Source organism: Vibrio sp. 05-20-BW147, from assembly GCF_013369385.1.
GTDB classification, from domain to species: Bacteria; Pseudomonadota; Gammaproteobacteria; order Enterobacterales; family Vibrionaceae; genus Vibrio; species Vibrio floridensis.
Window position 1 is genome coordinate 1 of the sequence record NZ_SZTO01000001.1, and the last position, 17694, is coordinate 17694.

The 17694-nt window shown below is 48.1% G+C and carries 14 protein-coding genes and 2 pseudogenes; 7 read left to right on the top strand and 9 right to left on the bottom strand.

Features of this window, described 5'->3' with window-relative positions; all coding sequences use genetic code 11:
• A pseudogene (locus FC652_RS00005) lies at positions 1–144 on the top strand (ISAs1 family transposase); the annotation flags it as partial.
• 26 nt (positions 145–170) lie between these two features.
• Here FC652_RS00005 and FC652_RS00010 read toward each other — a convergent pair.
• A pseudogene (locus FC652_RS00010) lies at positions 171–416 on the bottom strand (winged helix-turn-helix transcriptional regulator); the annotation flags it as partial.
• A 212-nt stretch (positions 417–628) separates the two neighbouring features.
• Here FC652_RS00010 and FC652_RS00015 point away from each other — a divergent pair.
• Positions 629–1039: a DUF4440 domain-containing protein gene (locus tag FC652_RS00015; RefSeq protein WP_017791475.1), complete on the top strand. Its 411-nt coding sequence runs from the start codon at positions 629–631 to the stop codon at positions 1037–1039.
• 101 nt (positions 1040–1140) lie between these two features.
• Here FC652_RS00015 and FC652_RS00020 read toward each other — a convergent pair whose 3' ends face one another.
• Genes FC652_RS00020 through FC652_RS00030 form a run of 3 tightly spaced genes read right to left on the bottom strand, consistent with a single transcriptional unit; the run spans position 1141 to position 4026 of the window.
• Positions 1141–2046: a DMT family transporter gene (locus FC652_RS00020; RefSeq protein WP_015727476.1), complete on the bottom strand. Its 906-nt coding sequence runs from the start codon at positions 2044–2046 to the stop codon at positions 1141–1143.
• Position 2047: 1 nt separating this feature from the next.
• Positions 2048–2800, bottom strand: coding sequence for a 2OG-Fe dioxygenase family protein (locus FC652_RS00025; protein ID WP_176296988.1), 753 nt, complete (start codon positions 2798–2800; stop codon positions 2048–2050).
• A gap of 11 nt (positions 2801–2811) precedes the next feature.
• Positions 2812–4026, bottom strand: a complete 1215-nt coding sequence (locus FC652_RS00030; RefSeq protein ID WP_176296989.1) for an argininosuccinate synthase-related protein — start codon at positions 4024–4026, stop codon at positions 2812–2814.
• A gap of 104 nt (positions 4027–4130) precedes the next feature.
• Between FC652_RS00030 and FC652_RS00035 the strand changes: the two genes are divergently transcribed.
• Positions 4131–5042, top strand: a complete 912-nt coding sequence (locus FC652_RS00035; RefSeq protein WP_176296990.1) for a LysR family transcriptional regulator — start codon at positions 4131–4133, stop codon at positions 5040–5042.
• A 102-nt stretch (positions 5043–5144) separates the two neighbouring features.
• Here FC652_RS00035 and FC652_RS00040 read toward each other — a convergent pair whose 3' ends face one another.
• The 4 genes from FC652_RS00040 to FC652_RS00055 form a co-directional block, all read right to left on the bottom strand.
• Positions 5145–6449 (bottom strand): dicarboxylate/amino acid:cation symporter, encoded by a 1305-nt coding sequence (locus FC652_RS00040; RefSeq protein ID WP_176296991.1) that lies wholly within the window; start codon positions 6447–6449, stop codon positions 5145–5147.
• A gap of 300 nt (positions 6450–6749) precedes the next feature.
• Positions 6750–7850, bottom strand: a complete 1101-nt coding sequence (locus FC652_RS00045) for a DUF4056 domain-containing protein (protein WP_176296992.1) — start codon at positions 7848–7850, stop codon at positions 6750–6752.
• Between the two features lie 6 nt (positions 7851–7856).
• Positions 7857–8972 carry a BamA/TamA family outer membrane protein gene (locus FC652_RS00050; RefSeq protein WP_045598579.1) on the bottom strand — a complete coding sequence of 372 codons (1116 nt, stop codon included), beginning with the start codon at positions 8970–8972 and terminating at the stop codon, positions 7857–7859.
• A gap of 3 nt (positions 8973–8975) precedes the next feature.
• Complete coding sequence (locus FC652_RS00055; RefSeq protein WP_176296993.1) at positions 8976–9776, bottom strand: TonB-dependent receptor; 801 nt, start codon at positions 9774–9776, stop codon at positions 8976–8978.
• Between the two features lie 207 nt (positions 9777–9983).
• Between FC652_RS00055 and FC652_RS00060 the strand changes: the two genes are divergently transcribed.
• Positions 9984–10580 (top strand): TetR/AcrR family transcriptional regulator, encoded by a 597-nt coding sequence (locus FC652_RS00060; protein WP_176297192.1) that lies wholly within the window; start codon positions 9984–9986, stop codon positions 10578–10580.
• A gap of 108 nt (positions 10581–10688) precedes the next feature.
• On the opposite strand, the gene nfsA is transcribed toward FC652_RS00060, so the two are convergent.
• Complete coding sequence (gene nfsA / locus FC652_RS00065) at positions 10689–11411, bottom strand: oxygen-insensitive NADPH nitroreductase (RefSeq protein ID WP_176296994.1); 723 nt, start codon at positions 11409–11411, stop codon at positions 10689–10691.
• A 162-nt stretch (positions 11412–11573) separates the two neighbouring features.
• On the opposite strand from nfsA, the gene rlmC reads away from it, so the two are divergent.
• The 3 genes from rlmC (at position 11574) to FC652_RS00080 (ending at position 17510) form a co-directional block, all read left to right on the top strand.
• Entirely contained in the window at positions 11574–12704 is a 1131-nt protein-coding gene (gene rlmC / locus FC652_RS00070) for a 23S rRNA (uracil(747)-C(5))-methyltransferase RlmC (RefSeq protein WP_176296995.1), read from the top strand.
• A 271-nt stretch (positions 12705–12975) separates the two neighbouring features.
• Complete coding sequence (locus FC652_RS00075) at positions 12976–13731, top strand: helix-turn-helix transcriptional regulator (RefSeq protein WP_176296996.1); 756 nt, start codon at positions 12976–12978, stop codon at positions 13729–13731.
• A gap of 176 nt (positions 13732–13907) precedes the next feature.
• Positions 13908–17510 carry a hypothetical protein gene (locus FC652_RS00080; protein ID WP_176296997.1) on the top strand — a complete coding sequence of 1201 codons (3603 nt, stop codon included), beginning with the start codon at positions 13908–13910 and terminating at the stop codon, positions 17508–17510.
• Positions 17511–17694 lie beyond the last annotated feature (184 nt).

Consider the following 17694-nt stretch of genomic DNA (forward strand, 5'->3'; position numbering starts at 1 on the left):
GCTGTTGAAAACATCGCGTTGTTTAGACGTTTTGTCATGAATATGCTCAAGCAATGCGACTGTGGTGCTCCGAGCCAAAAAGTGAAGATGAAGAAAGCGGGTTGGAACGATGATTATAGGGCAAGAGTCTTCTTGGGGTTATAAATCCACCAAAGTATGCTCCCGCCCTGATAATTAACCGTAACGGGGATGGTATCTTCTTGCTTTCGCCATACGAAACCATGCTCTTGCAGTAGTTTTAAACGTTCAGTCAAGACTTTGCTGGAAACCAAAGCTAACTGTTTACGTATTTGGCCAAAACGCATAGTTTCTTGTTGCCCTAGCAGCCAGACAATATGAGCTGTCCACTTAGTGGAGATAAGCGTTAAATATTTATCAACACTACAGTAGCCATCAGGTTGTAATTGGTGGGGCATGGGGAATTTTTCCATTTTCAATAATCGATCATTGTCGCTTGATAGACTAATCAACAAGTCTAACACAGCCTAGTCAGTTACCCTCAGGTTACTAGTTACTTTTGGGTCCCTAATTTTAAAAAGTAACCAGCTTCATTATTGTTATTGGCAACGAAAAGAGGCGAAATCAAAGCCGCTTTTCATTCTGAAAAATTGTAATGGAGTGTTCAGTTATGCGTTTATTGCTATTGGTTATTGGCTTAATGTCTTTTTCCCTTCACGCTTCGGTGGATTACCGAAAACCACAAAGTCCTTCTGAGCTGCATGCTCTATTTGGTGAGTATTTCATTCAGAAAGATTTGACAGGTTTAACGTCATTGTTTGATGAGAATGCAGTCTTAGTGTTGGATGCTTCAGGGAAGCAGGCTATAGGGCGAAAGGAAATCGGACAGGCGTTAAAAGGGTATATGTCCGGTGATGTAGAGATGGTGACCAAAAGTGTTTCTATTCACATTAACGGTACGCTTGCACAGGTCCGTTCTGAGTGGGAGATCCCTAACGTTACCTCTGGTGTCGCGCTTGAAGTGATGCACTATGTCGATGGTGGCTGGCTTTATATCATCGACAATCCAAATGGTTTTTGATACTAAGGTTTGGCATAAGCTCTTTGAGATAAGTGAAAAAAGCGAGCCGAGGCTCGCTTTGGTTTGTCTTAAAGTGACGGATTCAAAGAGGGGGAACCCGATCAGTTATCCCGAGTCGAGGTGACAATCACACTAAACAGGATGAGTGCGCCACCGAGCAATTGCAGCGCGGTGAGGGATTCTTGTAACCACACCATCGCGAAAATGGCGCCGAACAGAGGTTCACTGCCCATTAGGAGTGAAACGCGAGTCGGTGAGGTTCTGCGCACGGCGTAGTTTTGCACGTAGAAAGCAAACAGCGTACAAAACAGCACGAGGTATGCCACTGTGAGCCAAAATTCGAGCGAGACGGGCAGTACAATCTCTGCGGCTGGTACATACACCAACACGCCGACGATTGCACAACTGGCCACCACGAAAGATTGCAGAGAGGTGAGCGTTGAGGTGGTGATGGCTTTGCCTTCGGTGAAACGTTTGGTCATGGTGACCATTAAGGCACGCAGCAGTGCTGCGGTTAAAATAAAGTAGTCACCAGTGTTGAGCGAAAGCTCGATGCCTTGATCGCTGGTGAGCAAGAGTACGCCGATGACACTGCACACAGTGAGAGCCAATAAAGTATTACTGATGCGCTTTTTATTGATCACCAGTTCGGCAAACGCCGTTAGGATAACGGTGAGGCTGATCAAAAATGCGGCATTGGATGCAGAGGTTTGTGAAACCCCAAACACTTCGCAGAAAAAAATCGCCGAGAGGATAAAGCCGGTCGGTATGGCAATCTTCCAGTCCTTATTGAGTCCTTGGCGAAAGTCTCGAATCACGACAGGTAGCATACACAGGAAAGTGATCGAGAAACGAATCGAGATGAAGAGCAAAACGCTGGTATACACTAGAGCGCTTTTTGTGAGCCCGTAACTGGTTCCCCAAAATACGGCCACTAACAGCAGCAGTGTTTCAGTGAGGGGAAACTTAAAACTTCCTTTTTTTAACGAACTCGTCGCTGTAGTCATGTTATTTCTCCATTTTTGTAAAAGCGATGACGAGTACATCCCTAGATGCTGAGGTCTCACTGCTCGCGGGAGTAATGGTCGAGACTTCGTGCATCGTAGCGGCATCGTCCGCCATGACGATGTCGAAGGTTTTATCGAGCGTGATGCGCTCGAGCTCGTTTTGATTGGCATCGGTGAGGCGGGTTTCGCCACCGGATACATTGATCTTGTTGATCATCATCGAGGCGATATACGTCACGCCATCACGATGTAACCCTTCAGGCGTTGGTTCGCCCGCTTCTGCTTCCGTTGCGGTAATGCGATAAGGGTGCAAGCGGATATTCCAGTTTTGCGGTTCGCCTTCGACGTCGTCATAGATTTCGCTCATCATATTGAGCAACTTTTCCAAAACAGGTGAGGTGACGAAGCGATCCGTCAGCGGTTCAAAATACCTTTCCACGCCACCGTTGAGCGTGTTGATGTAAGAGGGCTGAACATACGGTTCATGCGGCATCATCACGATCTCTTTGCTGCGTGCGAGCTTGGTAAATTGACCATAGCGGCGGTAGCGATACGTCCCTCCATCCGCCATATAGCGATCGCGTTCTAACTGGTTCCAGCAGTTTTTGAATCGAATCACTTCGCCAACATGAGTGCTGAGCAATAACGTCATTTGTCGTCCATTGATAAAGACGTATTTGTACTTTTTCAGCTGTTGCGAAATGGGAAGAACGCTCTGTTTGGTTTTATGAGTCGTGCTTTCTGTCATTGTCATCTGCGCCTCCGTTACGCGACTTGATGCTGTTTATCAGATGTCGGTTCAAGTTGAACCGAGCGCATACTGCGGGTATGCGCCACGTTTATCTCCCAATTGTCGCGATCACGTAGGTATCGTGCATTATCTGCAACAATACTGGTGGCGATTGCATTACCTCGGGAAAGTTTAAAGAGGACACTGCCAGAGACATGCTCGGCAGTGTGAGCGATGAACGCATAGCTGGCATTTTGCAACAGACTGCCGAAGCGACCTTCGACCGCTTCTTGAGTCCACGTTTCGTTGTGCCATGCTTTGGCTTTGAGAACATCGGTAGGTAAAGTGGCCGTTTCCAGCAACTTATAAGCCTTCATCAAGAGCATAGCAGCGGGTGCTTCGCGCACCTCTAACACTTTTTCGTCTTGATCGAGATGGTCGAACCCTACATAACGACCTATCTCATACGCGCCAACGTGGTTGTTAATAAACGCTATTAACTCGAGTAGGGTTATCGGTTTGTCATTTAAGGTAACCGGATAACCTTGTTTGAAACCGATCTTGATGCTGTCGCCTTCAAGGTGGTGCTCTGGTTGCCAACGCGACCAGGTAAAAAGCGCATCGGCGAGGGTGAAATTTTCCGGATCGTCCAAGATGCCGGATTCAAACTCGCGACACCATAAATTGGAATCGCCACTGACATTACGAGATTTAAAGCCAACTAAACCGGAGTGAAACAGCGTCTGAGCTTTTTCTTCGCGGCTGATGGCGGAATATTCATAAGGTGAACCGTAGAACCCTTGGTAGCCTGAGCGTTCAATCGCGCCATTGAGACGGCGTAAGCTATTTTGCGACTGATTCGCGGTGTGGATGATGGCGTCACAACCGAGGATCTGCGCCAGATCGACCGCTTTTTTAACAATGATTGGTCGAGAGAGTGAAGAACTTACCGGATAGTCACCTAGGTAAAGCGCTTGTGCTTGTATGGCAGAAAAGAGGCTGTGTTCAACAAATTCCTGTTTTGCATCGAGGATTTTTAAATCGAAGCCGTAATGATCGGTGATGAGCTTGAGTTTGGATTCTTCGATGTCATCGCCAAGATCGATGGCCACCGCCGTGACTTTTGCGCGGCTGTTTTTGAGAATCTCGAGCAAGTAAGAGCTATCTAAGCCGCCGCTAAAGAGCGTCAACACATGTTTGGCTTGGCTCGCGACGTTTTGCACATCCTCAATACTTCTGATTTTCTTCATCTCTCTGTCCTTGATGTTGTCTGACCAATGTCAATTGACTTAATTAGTATCTATAAGTAACTTCAACGGAACAATATAGTGAAAATGCAAAGGATAATTGCGCCATGGACACAAATAGGCTCATTCCACTGCTTTCAGAGATGGCTATTTTCGTGAATGTCGTCGAAACCGGTAGTTTTTCAAAAACCGCGCAAAAACTCGGTGTGTCGCCTTCTTCGGTGAGCCGCTCGATTACGCGTTTGGAAAGCGTGCTAGAGAAAAAGCTCTTGGAGCGCACGACCCGACAAATGCGCTTGAGTGCGACAGGGCAAGAAGTGTACAGCCTGTGCAGTGACATGATGAATGCCGCCAAAATGGCGGTTTCAGCGGCGCAAACCGACATGAGTGAGGTGTCGGGTTCGCTTCGTGTCGCGGCACCAAAAGCGCTCGCTCGCCAAGTGTTGATGCCGCTAGTGCTCGACTTTCTTGCTGAGTACCCCAAGATTTCGCTGCAACTTAAGGTGGCCGATCACTATATTGATCCGATTGGTGATGAGGTGGATGTGATTATTCAAATCACCGACAAACCGACGGAAGGGCTAGTGGCGCGAAATTTGGGCCAATGCCGTCTGGTGTTGTGCGCCAGCGAAAGCTATTTGCAGCAGCAAGGCACGCCGAATCACCCAGACGATTTAGCAGGACACAACTGCTTATGTTTAGGGGAAAACCCCCGTGATAGGTTGTGGGATTTTACCCTTGGTAGCCGCAAGATCTCGATCAATGTGAAAGGGTCGTTTGCGGTCAACCACAGTGAAATTCGCCGCGAAGCGGTGTTACGAGGCTTTGGGATCTCTGTTTTTCCAGAATTTACGATTCGCCAATACATCGAATCCGGTCAGTTAATCCAACTACTTAGTGATTGGCATGTGGGCGGCAACTATCAAGGGCAGATTCTGGCACAATACGCGCAGTCGAAATATGTACCGCAGCAGATCAAAACCTTTGTTGAGTTTCTACAACAACGTATGTTGGTGTAGCGATGAATTTGCAAAAGCAAACTATTTGGCCTGAAAAGAGAAACCTCGCGATGAATGGATCATCGCGGGGTTCGTTTTCATCTTAATGCGAGTAATGATTCATTAAGCGTCAGCACGTTTTAGGTGTACTTCTTCTTCTTTCTCACCTGCTTTCGGATCGGCAAAGCGGTCAAGATCTAAGGCACCTTCTGATTTCGCAACAATTACAGAAACACACGCGTCACCAGTGATGTTTACGGCGGTGCGGATCATATCCAGCAGACGGTCGACACCCATGATCAGCGCGATACCTTCCAGTGGCAGACCCACTTGGTTGAGTACCATCGCCAGCATGACCAGACCAACGCCCGGAACACCAGCAGTACCGATAGACGCCAATGTTGCGGTGAGTATCACCATCACATAGTCACCCATGCTGAGGTCGATGTTGAATGCTTGAGCGATAAACGCGGTCGCCACACCTTGCATGATGGCCGTACCATCCATGTTGACGGTTGCGCCCAACGGAACCGTGAACGAGGCGATTTTGTTGTCTACGCCTAGGCGGTTTTTAACCGTTTCCATGGTGGCTGGAATGGTGGCATTCGAGGAGGCCGTTGAGAAGGCAAACATAATGGCATCTTCCATTTTCTTCAAGAAAGTCAATGGATTTAGGCCAGTGAAGCCTTTTAGCATCAAGCTGTAAGTGACCAAACCGTGGATGAGCAGCGTTGCCGTCAACACTAGGAAGTATTCACCTAGATTGATGATTGCGCCCAAACCTAGGCCAGTAAACAGTTTCGCCATCAAGAAGAACACGCCGTAAGGGGCTAGGTTCATCAGTAGCGCAACCAGCTTCATAATCACTTCGTTAAGATCAGAGAAGATCGCCGCAATGCGTTCGCCCGGTTTACCAGCTGCACTGATGGCAATACCAAACAGCAGTGCGAAGACGATCACTTGAAGCGTTTTGCCTTCGGCCATCGCACTGATTGGGTTGGTCGGGAACATATCGATGATCACTTGACCCAATGACGGTGCTTCTGCCGATTTGAACGAGCTTGCTGCGGTGAGATCTGCTCCTGCTCCAGGTTGGAATACCGTGCCCATGGTCAGAGCGAGTGTGATAGCAACGGCGGTGGTGGTGATGTAAAACGCCAAGGTTTTACCGCCCATGCGACCTAGGGTCGAGATATCTTTCAGTGAGCTGGTACCACAAACAAGCGAAACAAAAATCAGTGGTACAACAAGCATTTTTAAGCTGGCAATAAAGATTTTACCGCCGACTTCAAAAAGTCCATTTACGATGTATGCGTCAACAAATCCATTGTCAGCAAATAGCGCGCGAATTGCGAATCCTGTCAAGATACCCGTAACCATGCCAAGTATTACACGGCCGGTTAGCGACATCGGTTTCTTGGTATTCATATGAACACTCCTTATAGTTATGCACCTTGAGTTCAGTTCAAGGGGAGCAGCAGGGTAGCAGTGTCCACTAAAAATAAAAAAGTAAATTGATGAATTGGATTAATAGATGTGATCTATATCACCTGAAAATTTAGTATATTCACAAGGTGATAACAAAGTAAGCCAGAATATTTATCTGTTGAATTAGGTTGTTTATCTTTTTTATCGATAGATAAACAAACCTATCAATTCTTACCAGATGATAATCGCTATGCATATGCCTCTTGATTTTGCATAAACAAACGCAAGTTATGCACTTGCTTACTCTTCACCCACCTGAGGAGAGAATGACTTAGGGTGATGACGAGAATCTTGCTGATAAGCAAAATCGGCCAAACTCGCAAAGTTCTGATGCGTCCAGACTTGCTCTTTTTTCAGGGTGTCAGGCAAGGCTGAAAAGTGTTTCTCCTCGTTGCTGGCAATCAGTTTCAGACTGATCCAATCGGAAATCGGACTACCATCAGAAAAGTACTCATTGAGCGACAGAGTATGCTCGCTTCCCGGGTAATTAGGCTGAAGGGTGTAACCTAGATGGTAGTCACGCTTGAGCAGCAGCCATTTGTCAGGCAAACGACGTGCGCTGTCCCACCACAGCCCATCGAGCGCTTCAATCTTCTGTTGAGTGATCTTTTTCGATTGCGCTTTGAGTTCGCTCAGGCGTTCTTGCAGGGCGCGATCGACGTTTTTAGAGAAGGTTTTCTTATCCAAGGTTGGGTTGGTAAGAATCACCTGTTTCGCCAGTTGAGCGCCAAGCATGTTGGAGTAGAGATCTTCTGGGGAGAAGGCCGACGCTAACTCGTCGAAGCCGCCGACGGACATCAAACCAAACCACTGGGCAATTTCATGCCATTGCGCTAATTGAAAGGCGATGAACGCAGCCGCTTCAGCACTGCGTTGCACTTTTTCGGCTTGACTGAGAGACTCAGCCTGAAACTGAGGCTGCCAATGGATCTGCCGCACACGCAGCTCTTGTTTGAGCTCAACCTGATATTCCTGACCAAGATGGGCGAGATTTTCTTGATAGAGATAGAAGGTGTAATCCGCGGTATCTCGAACGTGGGCGGTATCAATAAAGCCTGCTTGTTGGGTAAAAATTAGGCCGTTGCTTTCATCGCCCAGACCGAGCAAATTGCCCGACACGGATTGTGAGCCATCGTTGTAGCGGTGCTGGCCAATTTTGTCGGCGTCCACCACGTTACCCACCGAAAAGAACGGGACGGGAATGCCCCCCAACTGAGCTTTTAAGTCGTAACCAAAGGCGCAACACGGTCGCACGCCCACGGGGGCATCAACTTCGGCAAACGCCGAGGAAGAGACGCTGGCGAGTAATAGAAGAAGAGTTGTTTTGTTCATTTTCATCATGATTTTCTAAAACGCCTCATTGACATGAAAATAGAAACCGCTGCTCTCTTTGCCAAATCCCATATCGACGCGGACATTGATACGCGCTTTGAAGGCAAAACGATAACCGATGCCAACGGTGGGGAGCCAAGATTGTTCGAGCAACTCGTTGTAGTGAGGGGCAATGGTGCCTGCGCCGACCCAAGCCACCATCCCATGACGTTGATTAAAACTATGGCGCACCTCCACTTGGGTGGAGAGCTGATTGCGATCGCGATATTGGCCTTGATAGTAGCCGCGCATCCGTTGGTCATCGCCCAGCATGGCTTGATCGTACCAAGGCACGTCACCGGTAAACGCTTGGCTATAGAGTTCCATCGCCACAATGGTTTGCGAAGAAACTCGCAGATAATGGCGTACATTCATCAACCATTGTTGGTAGTTGGTATCACTGCCGTACTGATGGCGAAAGTCACTCCATTCAAGATTCCAATAGCTGCCCATTTCCGGATTGGGTTCAAAATCGCGGCTGTCGTATTCCATACCCAGCAACATGCCGCTGCTTCTGCCATTACTCAGCGCTTTGGCTACGGGTGTCTCATCGTCAACGGTCACCCCTTGGTAGGTTTGCCAGTGCCATCCCGCTTTGAGATAGACGCTTGGCGCAATCTCATAAGCGATTTTTGGGTTGAATTGGTAACGTTGCGCATTGTACTGAGTTTTGTTGCTGTCGGTCTGCGCCGCGCTTTCGCCTTGGCCCCAGTAATAACCGGGTGTATGACTCACCCAACCATCGATCAGTAATCGAATGCGATCGCCACAAAGATAGGTGCGATTTTCAACCCCTAACCCGTAAGAGCCTGAAGTCGAAGCATAGGAAGTCAGCGTTAAGGTGGAATAAGGGTCGGCAGATTGCCAGCCCGTTGGTGTATACAATCCCACGGCCGCGATGCCGATACCGAGCCCTTGCTCTGGGTTGACAAAGGGGCCCGGTAACACGCCCCAATCGATCAGTTTGCTGGTATCGACGGTGTCGCTAGAACCCAGTTTCTCCAGTAGGTTATCTACCCAACTGCTTTGTGGTTTTGCAAAGGCACTGACACTGGTGAGAGCCAGCAGAGCGCAACACCCAACTTTGCTCATGGGTTAGAATCTCCGATCGACTGAGAAGAACATGCTCTGGCGGTCACCAAAACCAAACTCACCGAGCAGATACCAACTCTCATTGATTTGATACTGCATGCCCACAATGGGGTTCCATGGGGTTTGCAAGTGTTGCTGTACCTCAAAACGGAGGTCGGAAGTGACAAACGGAGGTAAGTCAAGAGAGCCTTTTAAGGTTTGCTCCACATCTTGGTACATGGCGCCTGCCCACAAACGCAGTGGAATACCGTTGCTGTTGAAGTCGTAACCGACGCGAGGTGACACCACAATCGCATCGATTGTCCCGTCGATCACCGTCAAACGGCTCTGTGTAATACTAGCATCCATCAAGGCAAACCAGTTTTCGTAACCGCCGACCAGTACAAAGCCAAATCCGGTGGTATAGCCATCCAGATCCAAGCGAAAGTCTTGGATTTTTTTACTGGGAAATGGGCCAATAGTTAAGGTGACATCGGTTGTTGAATAGCCATCGAGTTTGCCGACTAAGCCATAGATGTTTAAAAAGGGAAACAGCCAAACATCGGCACGTAGAGTCAGCACCTCGGTGTACTGTTTACCAGGATCTGCGTTGAGTTGAATAAAATCTAACCCTTGTAGATCGATGGAGTCGACATTGATGCCTTGCTCCATCGTCATGTAACTCAAGTTAAAACCGATCGGTTTTGGCAAGGTGTAACCAAGCGCTTCTGCGTCTTCTTTCCAGATAGGCAGTGAAAAGGAGTCTGCTACGGTTGGGGTGGAGCAAGCAGCAAACAGTAAGGAGAGCAGAACGGCTTTTTTCATTCGTTAAACATCAATAAATAGAGCAAAACCGACATAAGTGGTTCAGCCATTGTTGTACATCGCCTTGGTTTAGGCACCGGTCAATGGTCTCTCATCCGTTGAACGCCATTTTGTGACGATCATACACCTAATTTTTTACAAGTAAACTTGAAAGTATACTTTTGTCATTTTTGCTCTATACTAAGCGGCAATGGAAAGAGGATGGCTATGAAAGTTACCGAGCAAAAACGGCTTGCCCTTATTGAGGCCGCCAAAGATGAATTTATAGAATTTGGTTTTAATGCCGCCAACATGGATCGTGTATGCGAAAAAGCATCCACTTCAAAACGCACTCTTTATCGACACTTTGAAAGCAAAGAGTTGCTGTTCACTGCAGCCATTAATGCCATGGTGGAAAAGCAAAAAGAGCACACCACTTTTGTATATCAAGCTCATGTGGCGCTGGACTCGCAGCTCAAAGCGTACTTGCAGCGCAAAGTGACCGGTCTCTACAGTGAAGTGGGTTTGCCTGTGGTGCGTATGATCGTGGGTGAATTCATTCGAGAGCCCGAGCTGGCACAGCGATACCTAGCCTTGATGGGAGGCAAAGATGTAGAACTCAAACAATGGATAGAAAATGCCATCAGTGACGGAAGACTCATCTCTGGCGATAGCCAACAAATCATGGCCACCTTGTTAAATTTGTTTCACGGTCAATTTTTATGGCCGCAATTGGTGGCGAACCTTTCGCAGCCCAATGAGCAAGAGCAACAGGCGCACATCAATGAAATTGTGCGTATCTTTCTTTGCGCGTATAGCAGTTAACGAAAAAGTGCGATTCATGTTCTAAGAACGGACGCTGTTAGGCTAAACGACAAAAGCAGAGCGAAACTGAGCTCTGCTTCTCGTCATGTCATCAGTGTTTGATAATCACTATTTGGTCGCTAAGCCTTTGCTGTGTAAATAGGGCAAGATGTGAGGGCGAGACTCCCCCGCTAGTTTCCCTGTTACTTGTTCAGACCAACTGGCCTGTTTTTGGTTTGATGAACGCTTGCCATAGTAGTCGAGCATGATTTGATCGTATTGCTCTACTTTACTGAGATCGAGCGGCTGATAGTGGTTCTCGTGGAGAATGACCTCCGCGGGCAGCCGTGGTTTGAGCTCAGGGTCTTGGTCAGGATGGCCTAAGCACATACCAAACAAGACGGCACTGAACGGAGGTAGTTCGAGAAGCGCATCCACCTCGGCGGCTTTGTTTCTCAGCCCACCGATGTAAACGCCACCTAACCCCATTGACTCTGCGGCCAATAAGCAGTTTTGCGCCATGATGCCGGCATCCACCGCGCCGATCAATGTCAGCTCGGTAAAGCCCGCTTGTACTTCTGAGTTGAGCGTGGCATGGCGTTGATAATCAATGCAAAACACGAGAAATTCAGCTGCCGTTTCGACATAGTGTTGTGGCCCAGCGAGTTCGGCAAGCTGCTGACGTTTGGCTGGATCGGTAATGCGAATGATTGAGACCACTTGCAGCAAACTGGAAGAAGAAGCGGCGAGTCCCGCTTGAATGATGGTGTTGAGTTGCTCTGGCGTTATCGCTTGGTCGGTAAATTTGCGAATAGAACGGTGGGAAAGCAGAGTGTCAATAACAGCGTTCATAGCTCAATCCTTAGCAGTAAATGTGCACAAACTTTATCCGCTCTGATGAAGAATGTCGAATCTCTTGTTATTGGTCCTATTAATCGTAATGACAAATAATTGGAATGGTCAATTGCTGGCAGAAGAATAGACTGCCGTTTTCTTTTTTTGGTTGCGATTGCCATGTCCTGTCCTTATTTTGAGCAAAAGAGCTGCACTTCTTGCACACACATGAATACCCCTTACTCTCAGCAACTTGAAACTAAAGACAACGCGTTACGTACCTTGTTTTCTGATGTTGCACAAAGTGCGTGGTTGGCTCCGGTTCAAAGTGACTCAATGCATTGCCGCAACAAAGCGAAAATGGTCGCGCTTGGTGCCGCGCATCAACCCACGTTGGGGATCGAAAGTGTCCAAGACGGCACGCCCATCTCCTTAGTCCATTGCCCGCTCTATACCCAAGACAGCCAAGAAATACTTGCCTATCTGCAAGAATGGATACGCACATCAGGTATTCCACCGTACAACAAAGTGAAGAAAAAAGGTGAGCTTAAGTTTGTTCTGCTGACACGCAGTCAGGCTCGTGGCGAGTTCATGTTGCGTTTTGTGGTGAAAAGTGAGGCCGCACTTGAACGCATTCGCCACAACTTGCCGAGGTTGCAACAGGCGTTTCCTGCTGTTCGCGTCATCAGCGCGAATATTCAGCCGATCCACATGGCTCGCTTGGAAGGGGAGCAAGAGATCTTTCTCACCGATGCGCATTACTTGTTGGAAGAATTTAACGGTGTACCGATGGTGGTGAGACCAAAAAGCTTTTTCCAAACCAATCCGCATGTGGCGGCCCAGCTTTACGCCACCGCGCGCGATTGGGTGGCCGAGCTCAAACCACGCCAAATGTGGGATCTTTTCTGCGGCGTTGGTGGCTTTGCGCTTCACTGCGCACCGCACGCAGAGCAAGTGATCGGCATCGAAATTGAAGAAGAAGCGATCAACAGTGCGAAGCTGTCCGCTCAACAACTCGGCATTGATAACTTACGTTTTTCGGCGTTGGATTCGGCGGCTTATTCTCAAGCGCAAACGCAAGCCGCGGATCTTATTTTGGTTAACCCACCACGTCGCGGCTTGGGGCAAGCGCTGAGTGAACAGTTGGAGCAACTTGCGCCACAATATTTGATTTACTCCAGTTGTAACCCAGTAACGATGCAGCAAGATCTGGCGCATCTGTCCAGCTACCGAGTCGAACGTGCTCAGTGGTTCGATATGTTCCCGCATACTGATCACGCTGAAGTGATGATGCTGTTGGTGCGCCAATAAGCGATTAGCCTTAACTGAGTTCAGCTTACTTAAGTTGCGTTGCTTGTGGTGCACAAGGGTTACAATCGGTCACAGCACAGTGTTAGGCTCCATTTTCATTCATAGTCCTCATTTTTCGTGGTCAATAGCGCAACAAATGTGCGTCAGATCATTGGTTTGGTTTTTGTTACTTTGGTTGAGTATTTGTTCGACTAATATTTCATATGAAAATATGAGGTCGTTCACTGGCAGCATGGCCTAAACAAGCAACGAAAAGCTGACGGGGCAAATGATGAAATCAGATTTTCCCACTTCACACGATTTTACTCATTTCAATATATCGCCTATTGAGTTGGAAGAGATCGTATTGCGCGAGTTGTCTCTCGCAGGCATCGAAAATGTGGTGTTTATGATTTTGGATCCGTATCAGGTGCCGCAGTTGCAATTTGATTTTGGCTTTTCTACGCAACAACTTGAGATATACCAACAGCATCAAGGCCATGATTCATTTTTACAGCATTACCTGCGCAAGGGATTGATTGGGCAGTATCTCTATATGCAGGAAATGTTGCCCGTTAAGCAGATCCGCAATCCGATTTTTCGTGAAGTGCTGATCCCGACCATGCAACTTCATCACTCATACTGTGGCCTATTTCGATTGGTCGAGCACCACTACTTGATGCTGAGTTGCCACAGTTTTAGTACTTTACAGCCTAAGCATCGTGATCATTTGGATCGATTGTGGTGGTTTTTGATCTCTTGGGGCAACTACTGGGTCGCTCAGCAATCCATGGCTAAACGTCTGTCCCAGTTGAATCCAGTGCGCACCCACATTCGAGAAGGCGAATCGCTGACGGATGCCGAACTGGAAGTGCTAAGCTTGTTGGCTCAGGGGATGGATGGCAGTGAAGTTGCCCGATATCGCTCTGTGTCAAAAGAGACGGTTCGTAGTCAGATAAAACGAATTTTGCACAAGACTGGGTGTCGTCATCAAAATCAATTGATCTCACGCTATTACCGTATCGGTTCCCATTCTTTGGCTGTATAGATAGGTTCTTATTATTAATTCTATTGATGCAAATCAAACCCCGCTCAATTGCTCGTGCTGCGTCACCCACATGGGTGATGAAGTGGCCGAGTTCCCTTTTTAAGCTCCATGTAACCGTTGCGTAACTGCGCAACATTGCGATGTGAGAAAGAATAAAAAGGAATTCGGAGGGAATCATGAGAGCCAATAAAATCGTCATAGCACTTAGCATGGCGGGGATGGTCAGTTTGGTTGGATGTGGTAGTGACTCAGCGGACAGCAGCGCACCTGTGGCGGCTAAACCCTACAGCGTCACTGCCATTGATGGCTATCTTCACAATGCGAAGGTGTGGTTGGACACTACCCCAAACTGGGTTCACGATGAAGGTGAGCCCATCGCGTACACAAATCAGCAGGGCATTGCGCAATTGGATGTCAGTGGTGTTGCTAACCACCGAAATTTCCCCGTTATTGTGCAAGCGATAGCCGGTGAAACCATCGATACGGAAGGCGGAAATGTAGAGCCCATCACCGCGGGATACGTTATGTCTGCTCCCGCAGGAGAGGCAGAAGTCACACCACTGTCTACGCTTGTTCATATCGATATGGTGAATCACCTCGATGGTGAAACGGATGCACAATTAGTGGCGGCTCAGCAACAGAAATCAGTGGAGAACATTGCCACACAATTAGGCTTAACGCCTGAACAAGTCTTGGGTGACTTTCTTAAGGAGAAACATCAGCGAGCGGCGTTTGCTGCGCGCAGTTTGGTCACCTCTGGGGTGGTGTTAGCAGAAACACCAGAGCAATATCAAACCACGATGGATGATCCTGCGGCGAGCCAAAAAATGGCACACACTACGGAACTGGTCAATAAGGACATTAAACAGACCATCGAGAATACCACGGCAGAAGATCTGGCCGATAAGAAGCCTGAGTTTAATTATGATGCCGACAACGACGGCAACATGGACGATGATGGCGATGGCGTTCCAGATTTACTTGATGAATACCCAGACGATGCCACCGAATATCGCGATTTTGATGGTGACGAGCTGGGAGATAACGCCGACCTTGATGATGACAATGATGGTGTCAACGATGTCGATGATCTTTTCCCATTCGACCACACACAAGCAGGTGACCCAGACCAAGATGGCTATGACACCATTTTGGATGAGTTCCCACAGGATGCCACCAAAGCAGGCGACCATGATCACGATGGTGTGGACAGCCTCGTTGATGCCTACCCCGACAATGCGGACAAATCAACCCAAGACCAAAGCACAGAGCTAAGCTATCGCTGGCCAACGGTGACCCACCTCGGCAAAGAAGCCAAAGTTCTTGATGTGACCTACCACACAAGCGTCGAGACCTTTAACAGTGGCTTGGTCACCACGGAAATTGAACGGACTTTCCGTACCGTAGAGGGGGATCTGCTGGGCGAAGAACACAGCATTGAACAGACGCAAAAAGATGGCAGCTTTAGCCGCATTAGCGAATGGCGTTATGACTTTAATTTAGACGGTGAGATTCTGTTTGTTGGTCAGTCCTTGGATATCGGGAACAAAACCGCGCAGGGTGAGCAGTATTGGCGATATATTGATGAAGCCGATGCTGCCCTAGAAGGGACTGACAATGGTGGAGGCCGCACGTTTGATGAGGTTAACTTTGCCAGCCGCCAGCATCCACAATCGTTGCTTGGCATCGATACCATACAATATCTCACCGTTACTCGAGGGGCTGATGGCGAGTTAGATACCATCACCACTCAACTTGATCAATTTACCGTCAACGGCTTTGACGTTGGTGACGACGCTACCCACGTGCAGGATTACGCTTATCGCGGAGTGGAAAAACGTCGTGAACAAATTCCAATCTGGTTGGAAGAACATCGAGATTGGCAAGCCAATGGCTCGACAAACCAATACCGCTTGTTCGTTGCTGACAGCGAAAACAGCTATCGCTTAACAGAGCATCAGCCTATTTGGTCGAGCCCAACAGACAGTAGCTACGAAGAGTACGCTGACTATAACTACAACTACCTCAAATGGGAGAATCGCACCGCGTATTGGGTAGAAAGAACCACCGAGTTGTTGGCCGACAGCAGTACGAAAGTGTCTGGTTCACGCTACTTGCTTGCTGATTCGGACGCCATAAAACGCACGTCGGCAGAGAAGCCAGATGGTGAGAAATTCAGTGAGTTCTCACTCCATGAACGCACTATCTCTAGCACGGAAAAACGTGCCTACGAGACTTGGCATCATATTGCACTCGAAGGGTACGATTTTACCGCGACCGCAAATGTATTTGGCCATCAATACACGGTGTTTAATCTGTATGACGATATCTGGATGGGTTACAGCTATACCCAGTGGTTTGATCGCGATATTGATTTGATCACCGAAGTCGATGGCTTACTAGAGCAAGGCGTACCGGTTGACCAAATCACGCCAGAAATGATCCCAAATTTGAATCTTTACGCCAAACCTGCGTTTACACCATCATTCCGTTATCACGACAGCGGCGAACCACGCGAGTGGTATTTGGTCACCGATGATCCTTTCTATGGCGCATCAGGTCATGAGTTGCAAACGGTTACCTTTACACCGGGAGGGCTTGCCGATGCGTATGATGTGTTCGATGTGGTGAACGGTATTTATTTACTGAAAGGCAAAGTTGAGCAGCCACAGCAGTGGCAGGACATCATTCCTCGAGCGATCTTTATGCTCAATGCGCAAGCAGACAGCAGCGGCATTTCGTTTATGACTGAACGAGGCGATGAGTACTTTGCCAGCCGTGAAAAAGCGCAGCAGCGTTTGAAAGTGCTGCAAGCACAGCAATCACTCTGCGTAGATGGCGACACCGCATGGGATGAACAAAATGATCGCCCTGCCGGGTCGCCAACCGAAGCGGATTTCTATCAAGTGTTAGAAACGTGTTTGTATCTACCGCTGACGGCTGAGCAGCTAGTGAAAATGCAATGGCACTACTATGATGCCGAAGATCGTGTCCACGAAAGTTACCTCTTCCTGGAAGGCGGCACTGGAGTGATGCTCGAAAATAGCATTTATCTCAAGGATCTGACCTGGACAATCAATGACAAAGGGATTGTGATAATTCAGTACCCACAAACCGATGATGTCGACATGTTTGCCCTTACCGGCGAGTATCAAACGGGTTACTACCTCAAAGGCTACTTCCAGTGGGACGAAGTGGTTGCGGGAGGAGAAAGTGAAAGACTCTCCGAAATCGCCGCCGTTGAATACATGAAATTTCTACCACAACTCGAGCTCGCGATGAGCTGTGATACGGGCAACACCCCTTGGGATGAGCCCAATGACAAACCCGTTTACTACGAAAGCTTTGAAGCTTATCAAACCGCGGTTGCGCAATGTAAAGCCCAAATGGGGGATGGAAGTGTGTTGACTGCCGAGCTCATGGCTGGAACAGACAGCGGTAGAAGCGCTTATTGGGCGGTGGGCTATTACGAGTATATTGATCAGCAACGCGCGTTTACCGCTGACGAATGGCTTTACTTTAATCCGCAGGGCACTGGGGCGTTTGTCGATGCTGAGGATGGAGAGTTTCCGTTTAACTGGGCGATAGAAAACGGTCAGTTGAGGATTGACGTTACGCATGCCGATTATGTCGGTTCTTACGAAATCAGTGAACTGATCAATTCAGATACCACCGATCTGTCCTTAAAAAGCTTTTGGCACAGTACGGAGTGGAGCGATGTGAACGCGGGAGAAGGCGAAATCCTCGATCAAGTTTATCGTTTTGATGGTTTCCGCTAACCCTTTGTGTTTAGAAGATAATCACCAAGAGTGTCGAATGGGCTGTTTTTTCAGCCCATTTTTATTATCTCTATGGCTCAATACATTGCGCCGCGAAAACAGGATTCTGGTTGTAATGCCTCGCTTGTTTATAACACCTTCGCATTATCACTCCTTCTACTGATATATCTATAATTAACTCGGT

Bases quoted from the DNA above. Each gene is read 5' to 3' on its own strand.
- FC652_RS00020 (WP_015727476.1), bottom strand. From the start codon at position 2,046: ATGACTACAGCGACGAGTTCGTTAAAAAAAGGAAGTTTTAAGTTTCCC.
- FC652_RS00035 (WP_176296990.1), top strand. From the start codon at position 4,131: ATGGACACAAATAGGCTCATTCCACTGCTTTCAGAGATGGCTATTTTC.
- FC652_RS00040 (WP_176296991.1), bottom strand. From the start codon at position 6,449: ATGAATACCAAGAAACCGATGTCGCTAACCGGCCGTGTAATACTTGGC.
- FC652_RS00030 (WP_176296989.1), bottom strand. From the start codon at position 4,026: ATGAAGAAAATCAGAAGTATTGAGGATGTGCAAAACGTCGCGAGCCAA.
- FC652_RS00060 (WP_176297192.1), top strand. From the start codon at position 9,984: ATGAAAGTTACCGAGCAAAAACGGCTTGCCCTTATTGAGGCCGCCAAA.
- FC652_RS00015 (WP_017791475.1), top strand. From the start codon at position 629: ATGCGTTTATTGCTATTGGTTATTGGCTTAATGTCTTTTTCCCTTCAC.
- rlmC (WP_176296995.1), top strand. From the start codon at position 11,574: ATGTCCTGTCCTTATTTTGAGCAAAAGAGCTGCACTTCTTGCACACAC.
- FC652_RS00080 (WP_176296997.1), top strand. From the start codon at position 13,908: ATGAGAGCCAATAAAATCGTCATAGCACTTAGCATGGCGGGGATGGTC.
- nfsA (WP_176296994.1), bottom strand. From the start codon at position 11,411: ATGAACGCTGTTATTGACACTCTGCTTTCCCACCGTTCTATTCGCAAA.
- FC652_RS00075 (WP_176296996.1), top strand. From the start codon at position 12,976: ATGAAATCAGATTTTCCCACTTCACACGATTTTACTCATTTCAATATA.
- FC652_RS00050 (WP_045598579.1), bottom strand. From the start codon at position 8,972: ATGAGCAAAGTTGGGTGTTGCGCTCTGCTGGCTCTCACCAGTGTCAGT.
- FC652_RS00045 (WP_176296992.1), bottom strand. From the start codon at position 7,850: ATGATGAAAATGAACAAAACAACTCTTCTTCTATTACTCGCCAGCGTC.
- FC652_RS00025 (WP_176296988.1), bottom strand. From the start codon at position 2,800: ATGACAATGACAGAAAGCACGACTCATAAAACCAAACAGAGCGTTCTT.
- FC652_RS00055 (WP_176296993.1), bottom strand. From the start codon at position 9,776: ATGAAAAAAGCCGTTCTGCTCTCCTTACTGTTTGCTGCTTGCTCCACC.